Genomic DNA, 6362 nt, shown 5'->3' on the forward strand with positions numbered 1-6362 from the left:
CGCGGCGTTAGCCCCCCGCGGCCAGCGCAAGGGGCCGCGTCCGCGCCCGCCGCGCTGCGCCGCTCGGCGGAGATGCTGAAACAGACCGCGCTCAGCCTGGGCTGAGCGCGCCGTTCAGGCGATGATGTCGGGGGTCAGCCGATCCTCGATCAGGGCGATTTTGTCCTTCAGGAACAGCTTCTTCTTCTTCAGGCGCTGCAGCGTCAGCTGATCGCCGATACCGCGGTCCTGCAGGGCCGAAATTGCGTCGTCGAGATCGCGGTGTTCGCGCTTGAAAACCTCAAGCTCGACGCGCAGCACTTCCTCGGTCTTCATCGAGATGTCTTGCGGCGTCTCCATCCGGGCAAACTCCTTGCGATACAGACCCCTTAGATAGCAACTCCGATCGCTCTGGCAAAGCCCTTGCGGATATTCCGGGGGCTTCCCATATTGATTTCAGCCGGGTTGCCGAATGCGGGGCCCGGCGGACGGTCGCTTTCTGCAAAGGACATGTCATGAGCAAGATGACTTTGGGTTCCTACCCGCACATGCTCGGCTTCGAGCAACTCGAGCGCCTGCTGGAACGCACGGCGAAATCGAGCGAGGGCTATCCGCCCTTCAATATCGAACAGACCTCGGAATGCTCCTACCGGATCACGCTGGCCGTGGCCGGGTTCTCGGAAGACGACCTGTCGATCACTGTCGAGGATCGCCAACTGGTGATCCGAGGGCGGCAAGGTGACGACGGCAGCGAACGCATATTCCTGCATCGCGGCATTGCCTCGCGACAGTTCCAGCGCAGTTTCGTCTTGGCGGACGGCGTGGAAGTGGGCGAGGCTGTGATGGAGAATGGCTTGCTGCACGTGGATCTGACCATCTCCCGTCCCGAGACGGTGGTTCAGACGATCCGGATCAGAAAGGGGTAATCCGATGAATACCAAGTACGATTTCCACACACCGGGCGAAGAGCGCATCGTTTACGTGCGCGCCGTCGCCGCCGGAGACCTGCCCGAAGAGATCCAGGACCAGCTCGGCGGGCTTGAAACGCTCTACGCGGTGCACAATGCCGATGGCGAGCGTCTGGCGCTGGTGAAAGACCGCAAGCAAGCCTTCATCCTGGCCCGACAGAACGATTTTGCGCCGGTGACGGTGCACTGAAGACATGCGGCGGGGCGCGGCCCCGCCTGCCCCGGGGCCGGTCAGAGAGATGCGGCCCCGCTGCGGCGCCAGCGATGCAGGACATCGCCGCCGACCGCCCGAACCTCTTCCAGCTCGAAACGCGGTGCCTCGGCCAGACGGTCGACCCCCATGGCGCCGATCCCCGGACGGCCCTCGGCCCCCACGGCGATGCCTGCGGTGAAGCCCACCAGCTCGTCGACGAGATCTGCCGCCAGCAGCGAGGCGGCGAGCTGGCCGCCCCCTTCGCAGAACACCCGCGTCAGACCTTCCTTGCCAAGCGCGGCAAGCAGCGCCTGCGGGTCGATGCGGCCCGCGGTGACCTTGCACTGCAACAGCTTTGCGCCGCAGCTCTGCCACGCCCGCTTGGTCATGCCAGCGGCGTCAGAGCCATGCGCCAGCCAGACCGGCACCTCGCGCGCGGTGCTGGCGAGCGTGCTCATCAGCGGCACGTCGATGAGCCGCGAGACGATCACCCGCACCGGCTGCTGCACCTCGCCCCAGCCGCGCACGGTGAGCGCCGGATCGTCGGCCCGCGCCGTCCCTGCCCCCACCATCACCGCATCATGGCTGGCGCGCAGGCCGTGCACGTAGCGCCGCGCCTCCGGGCCGGTGATCCACTGGCTCTCGCCGGTGGCGGTTGCGATGCGACCATCGAAGCTGTTGGCGAGCTTCAGGGTGACGAGAGGCCGGCCCTGATCGTTGCGCAGGAAGAAACCGGCGTGATCGCGCGCGGCCTCTTCGGCGAGCACACCGGTGGTCACCGCGATGCCGTGCTTGCGCAGGTATTCGAAGCCCTGCCCCGAAACCCGCGCGTAATTGTCGGCGAGCGGCGCGACGACCCGCGCCACCCCTGCCTCGACCAGCGCATGGGCGCAGGGCGGTGTCTTGCCGTGATGCGAGCAGGGCTCCAGCGTCACATAGGCGGTGGCGCCGCGCGCCGCAGCGCCCGCCTGCGCCAGGGCCTGAGGCTCGGCATGGGGCCGGCCTCCGGGAGCGGTGGCGCCGCGCCCGACGACGCGGCCATCCTTGACGATGACGCAGCCGACCGCCGGGTTGGGCCAGCATTGGCCCATCCGTCGCCTGCCCAGCCGCAGGGCATGGGCCATGTGCGTGATGTCGTCGGTCACTTCTCCGCTTGCGCGCCTTCGGGCCGCAGTTCGCTGACGAACTTGTCGAAGTCATCCGCCGCCTGGAAGTTCTTGTAGACGCTGGCAAAGCGCACATAGGCGACGGTGTCGATGCGGGCGAGCGTCTCCATGACGATCTCGCCGATCTGCTTTGAGGGGATATCGGTCTCGCCGAGGCTCTCGAGGCGGCGCACGATGCCGCTGATCATCTGATCGACCCGCTCGGGTTCGATGGGCCGTTTCTGCAGCGCGATGCGGATCGAGCGCTCGAGCTTGTCGCGGTCGAAATCTTCGCGCCGACCGTTCGACTTGATCACCACGAGGTCGCGCAGCTGCACGCGCTCATAGGTGGTGAAGCGGCCACCGCAGGCCGGGCAGAAGCGACGGCGCCGGATCGACACGTGCTCTTCGGCCGGTCGGGAATCTTTCACCTGCGTGTCGATATGTCCGCAAAACGGGCAGCGCATGCCTGTCCCCCTATCCGTTCGTGTCTGCCTCGGCGTGGGGTTGAGCCCCACTTATCCACAGCCACTATAGGGGAGCCGCCAGAGATTGGGTAGAGGATAATTTGAGCAACTAGATGAGGGGGCAAAGCGCCGCGAAATCAGGCAAGATGCGCCGCGACTTCGCGTCTGTGCGGCGCATCCCGGTGTTCGAAAAGGTAAATTCCCTGCCACGTGCCAAGCGCCAACCGGCCGCGACGGACCGGGATCGACAGAGAGACCGGCATCAGCGCCGCCTTGATATGGGCCGGCATGTCATCCGGCCCCTCATAGGTGTGGGTGAGATAGCTCATCGACGGATCGCTCGACGGCGGCACAAGCCGATGGAAAAAGTTGCGCAGGTCTGTGCGCACCTCAGGATCGGCATTTTCCTGGATCAACAGCGAGGCCGACGTGTGTCGGACGAAAAGAGTGAGCAGCGCATCGTCGGCCTGCTGATCCGAGACCCAGCTGGCGACGTCGCGGGTGAATTCGTAGAGCCCCTGCCCGCGGGTCTGGATGGAAAATGTCGTCTGTGCCATGCGCGCCCTCACTGCCCTTGTCTAGCGCGGCAGCGGGCGCGCGGCCAGTGGCGGGTTCAGGCTTCGCTGACGACGCAGGCGACCTGCGGCAGATCGGTGGTGTCGTCGAACAGGATCGGCGAGCCGGTGTCGGTCACCGCGGGCATCTGCCCCACTTCGCGGAGGGTTTCGCGGCACTCGGCAAGCTCATCCGCCGAAACCCGGATTTCGATGACCTCGGAATCGTCGGTCATCAGCGCCTCGGTCGCGGCGAAGGCGGCAACGGAAACGCAGGTGGCGGCGGCGGTCAGAATGAAAAGGCGGGTCATGAGAGAAGATCCTCCGTTGTTGGGTATTCAACGCAGTCTGCCGAGTCATGGTTCCGATAACCTTAAGACAGGCGGAAACCGCGCCTCTCGCGGCGCGTTGAGGGGCAGACGAAAAACGGAGATTTCATATGACTCGCAAGACCCTCTTCATCACCGGCGCAAGCTCGGGCATCGGCGCGGCAACCGCCCGCGCCGCCGTGGCCGCTGGCTGGAACGTCGGCCTCTTCGCGCGCTCCGAAGACAAGCTCGCGGCGCTGGTCGACGAGCTTGGCGAGCACGCGCTGGCGCTGCCGGGCGACGCGACCTCGCTCAAGGCGCAGAGCGAGGCAATGGCCAAGCTTGCCGGACATTTTGGCGACGTGAACGCCGCCTTTGCCAATGCCGGCATGGGGGTCTCGGGCGCCGGCACGCTGGCGGGCGACCCGGATGAGTGGGAAGCGATGGTTCAGCTCAACATCATGGGCGTCCTCTGGACCACCAAGGCGGCCTCGGCCTATTTCAAGGAAAACGGCGGTCACTTGCTGCTGACCGGCTCGGCGGCGGGCCGGATGCACCTCAAGGGCTCGGTCTATGGCGCGACCAAGTGGTTCGCCCATGGCTACGGCGGCAATCTTGCCGACGAGTTCCGTGAGTGGGGCGCGCGGGTGACGGTGATCGCGCCGGGGATGGTCGACACGCCGTTCTTCGACCAGCCCAAACCCGACAAGCTCAAGCCCGAGGACATCGCCGATGCGGTGATCTATGCACTTGGCGCCGACAAGCGCGCCAATGTGCAGGAAATCTTCATTCGCCCGAACGGGTGACCATCGTCGCCCCCAAAAAACCAAGGCGGCGCCCCGGGGTCGGGGCGCCGCCTTGGCGTTTCCTCTCGAGCGCTGCCGTGCTCAGCCGAAGAGCCGCGCGCCCTGTTCGTCGATCATCTGCTTGGCCTTGCGGATCGACGCCTCCTCGGCGTCTGCCCTGTCGCGGATCACATCAGCGCGGACGAGGTGATGGCTCTTGGTCTCGCCTTCGACCTCGGCCTCGATCAGCGCCGCGATGCGGAACTGGCCATCGGCGGGCATGGGCTCCGGCGTGATCCGGAACCCCTTGTATTCGATGGTCTCAGCCTTGGGCTCGGGCTTCGAGCCGCCACCGCCGAAAAGACGTGACAAGAGCGACATCGGCCCTCTCCTTCCCAGCCCGTTCGGGCCTTACTGGTCGAGGAAGCTGCGCAGCTTGCGCGAGCGGCTCGGGTGCTTGAGCTTGCGCAGCGCCTTGGCCTCGATCTGACGGATCCGCTCGCGCGTCACCGAGAACTGCTGGCCGACTTCTTCCAGCGTGTGGTCGGTGTTCATGCCGATGCCGAAGCGCATCCGCAGAACCCGCTCCTCGCGCGGGGTGAGCGAGGAGAGCACGCGGGTGGTGGTCTCCTTGAGGTTCTCCTGGATCGCGCTGTCGAGCGGCAGGATGGCGTTCTTGTCCTCGATGAAATCGCCGAGCTGCGAATCTTCCTCGTCGCCGATGGGCGTTTCGAGCGAGATCGGCTCCTTGGCGATCTTCATCACCTTGCGGACCTTCTCAAGCGGCATCTGCAGCTTCTCGGCCAGTTCCTCCGGGGTCGGCTCGCGGCCGATCTCGTGCAGCATCTGGCGGCCGGTGCGGACCAGCTTGTTGATCGTCTCGATCATGTGCACCGGAATACGGATGGTGCGCGCCTGATCCGCGATCGAGCGTGTGATCGCCTGACGGATCCACCAAGTCGCATAGGTCGAGAACTTGTAGCCACGGCGGTATTCGAACTTGTCCACCGCCTTCATCAGGCCGATGTTGCCTTCCTGAATGAGATCAAGGAATTGCAGGCCACGGTTGGTGTATTTCTTGGCGATCGAGATTACCAGGCGCAAGTTCGCCTCGACCATTTCCTTCTTGGCCTGACGCGCTTCTTTCTCGCCCTTCTGGACCTGCTGCACGATGCGGCGGAATTCGCTGATGTCCAGACCGACATACTGACCGATCTGCGCCATGTCGTTGCGAAGTTCCTCGACCTTGTCCGACGAGCGTTCGATGAACATTTGCCAGCCCCGGCCCGGTTTTTGGGCCATGTCGGACAGCCAGTTGGGATCAAGTTCACGACCGCGATACTCGTCAATGAACTCACGGCGGTTGATGCGAGCCTGGTCGGCCAGCTTCACCATGGCACTGTCCAGCGACATCACCCGTTTGTTGATGCCGTACAACTGATCGATCAGAGCTTCGATCCGGTTGTTGTGAAGATGCAGTCCATTAACCAGCTCAACGATCTCGGCACGCAGCTTTTGGTAGGTCTGCTCATCCTTGTCGCTGAACGACCCGTCCTCGTTCAGAGTTGCCGAGATCCGGCTGTCCTGCATTTCCGAGAGCTTTGCGAAATCCGTCGAGATCCGCTCAAGCTGAGTCAGAACCTGATCTTTCAGTGCCGCTTCCATCGCGGCCAACGACATGTTGGCCTGATCGTCTTCGTCGTCGTCATCGTCGTTGGCGATAGGGTTGCCGTCGGCATCCAGTTCGGGACCCGTGTCCTTGGCGGGCTTGGCGGCCGCGACAGTCGAGGTATCCACCACCGGCTCTTCTACGTCGCCATCCTCGTCCATCTGATTGCCGAACGTCGCTTCCAGATCGATGACATCGCGCAGGAGGATGTCCTCGGACAACAGTTCGTCATGCCAGATCGAGATCGCCTGGAAGGTCAGCGGGCTTTCGCAGAGCCCGAGGATCATGGTGTTG

Annotated in this window: 10 protein-coding genes; 3 read left to right on the forward strand and 7 right to left on the reverse strand. The window is 64.4% G+C overall.

The window, feature by feature from the left end; genetic code table 11:
* Positions 1-114 precede the first annotated feature (114 nt).
* Entirely contained in the window at positions 115-339 is a 225-nt protein-coding gene (locus AC6RA4_RS22130) for a YdcH family protein (RefSeq protein ID WP_500163989.1), read from the reverse strand.
* 155 nt (positions 340-494) lie between these two features.
* Here AC6RA4_RS22130 and AC6RA4_RS22135 point away from each other — a divergent pair, with 155 nt between their 5' ends.
* Together AC6RA4_RS22135 and AC6RA4_RS22140 are read left to right on the forward strand one after the other, a co-directional pair.
* Positions 495-905, forward strand: a complete 411-nt coding sequence (locus tag AC6RA4_RS22135; RefSeq protein ID WP_222602854.1) for an Hsp20 family protein — start codon at positions 495-497, stop codon at positions 903-905.
* Positions 906-909: 4 nt separating this feature from the next.
* Positions 910-1137, forward strand: a complete 228-nt coding sequence (locus AC6RA4_RS22140) for a DUF1150 family protein (protein ID WP_500163991.1) — start codon at positions 910-912, stop codon at positions 1135-1137.
* Positions 1138-1178: 41 nt separating this feature from the next.
* Here the strand turns inward: AC6RA4_RS22140 and ribD are convergent, their stop codons facing one another.
* The 4 genes from ribD to AC6RA4_RS22160 all read right to left on the reverse strand — a co-directional run bounded on the left by ribD (position 1179) and on the right by AC6RA4_RS22160 (position 3617).
* Positions 1179-2285 (reverse strand): bifunctional diaminohydroxyphosphoribosylaminopyrimidine deaminase/5-amino-6-(5-phosphoribosylamino)uracil reductase RibD, encoded by a 1107-nt coding sequence (gene ribD / locus AC6RA4_RS22145; RefSeq protein ID WP_500163993.1) that lies wholly within the window; start codon positions 2283-2285, stop codon positions 1179-1181.
* The gene (nrdR, locus tag AC6RA4_RS22150) at positions 2282-2752 is read right to left on the reverse strand and encodes a transcriptional regulator NrdR (protein WP_500163995.1); all 471 of its coding nucleotides are present in this window, start codon (positions 2750-2752) and stop codon (positions 2282-2284) included. Before nrdR ends, ribD begins: the two co-directional genes overlap by 4 nt.
* 137 nt (positions 2753-2889) lie before the next feature.
* A complete protein-coding gene (locus AC6RA4_RS22155) occupies positions 2890-3309 on the reverse strand; it encodes a secondary thiamine-phosphate synthase enzyme YjbQ (protein WP_500163996.1) in 420 nt (139 codons plus the stop codon).
* 56 nt (positions 3310-3365) lie between these two features.
* Entirely contained in the window at positions 3366-3617 is a 252-nt protein-coding gene (locus AC6RA4_RS22160) for a hypothetical protein (RefSeq protein WP_500163998.1), read from the reverse strand.
* 128 nt (positions 3618-3745) lie between these two features.
* Between AC6RA4_RS22160 and AC6RA4_RS22165 the strand changes: the two genes are divergently transcribed.
* The gene (locus AC6RA4_RS22165; RefSeq protein ID WP_500163999.1) at positions 3746-4420 is read left to right on the forward strand and encodes an SDR family oxidoreductase; all 675 of its coding nucleotides are present in this window, start codon (positions 3746-3748) and stop codon (positions 4418-4420) included.
* Between the two features lie 81 nt (positions 4421-4501).
* Here the strand turns inward: AC6RA4_RS22165 and AC6RA4_RS22170 are convergent, their stop codons facing one another.
* Positions 4502-4780, reverse strand: a complete 279-nt coding sequence (locus AC6RA4_RS22170) for an HlyU family transcriptional regulator (RefSeq protein ID WP_500164001.1) — start codon at positions 4778-4780, stop codon at positions 4502-4504.
* A gap of 30 nt (positions 4781-4810) precedes the next feature.
* Positions 4811-6362 (reverse strand): RNA polymerase sigma factor RpoD (gene rpoD / locus AC6RA4_RS22175; protein ID WP_500164003.1); only part of this gene is annotated, 1552 nt, incomplete at its 5' end.

This window comes from Salipiger sp. (genome assembly GCF_059781815.1).

Bases quoted from the DNA above. Each gene is read 5' to 3' on its own strand.
- nrdR (WP_500163995.1), bottom strand. From the start codon at position 2,752: ATGCGCTGCCCGTTTTGCGGACATATCGACACGCAGGTGAAAGATTCC.
- AC6RA4_RS22160 (WP_500163998.1), bottom strand. From the start codon at position 3,617: ATGACCCGCCTTTTCATTCTGACCGCCGCCGCCACCTGCGTTTCCGTT.
- AC6RA4_RS22130 (WP_500163989.1), bottom strand. From the start codon at position 339: ATGGAGACGCCGCAAGACATCTCGATGAAGACCGAGGAAGTGCTGCGC.
- AC6RA4_RS22155 (WP_500163996.1), bottom strand. From the start codon at position 3,309: ATGGCACAGACGACATTTTCCATCCAGACCCGCGGGCAGGGGCTCTAC.
- AC6RA4_RS22165 (WP_500163999.1), top strand. From the start codon at position 3,746: ATGACTCGCAAGACCCTCTTCATCACCGGCGCAAGCTCGGGCATCGGC.
- AC6RA4_RS22135 (WP_222602854.1), top strand. From the start codon at position 495: ATGAGCAAGATGACTTTGGGTTCCTACCCGCACATGCTCGGCTTCGAG.
- AC6RA4_RS22140 (WP_500163991.1), top strand. From the start codon at position 910: ATGAATACCAAGTACGATTTCCACACACCGGGCGAAGAGCGCATCGTT.
- AC6RA4_RS22170 (WP_500164001.1), bottom strand. From the start codon at position 4,780: ATGTCGCTCTTGTCACGTCTTTTCGGCGGTGGCGGCTCGAAGCCCGAG.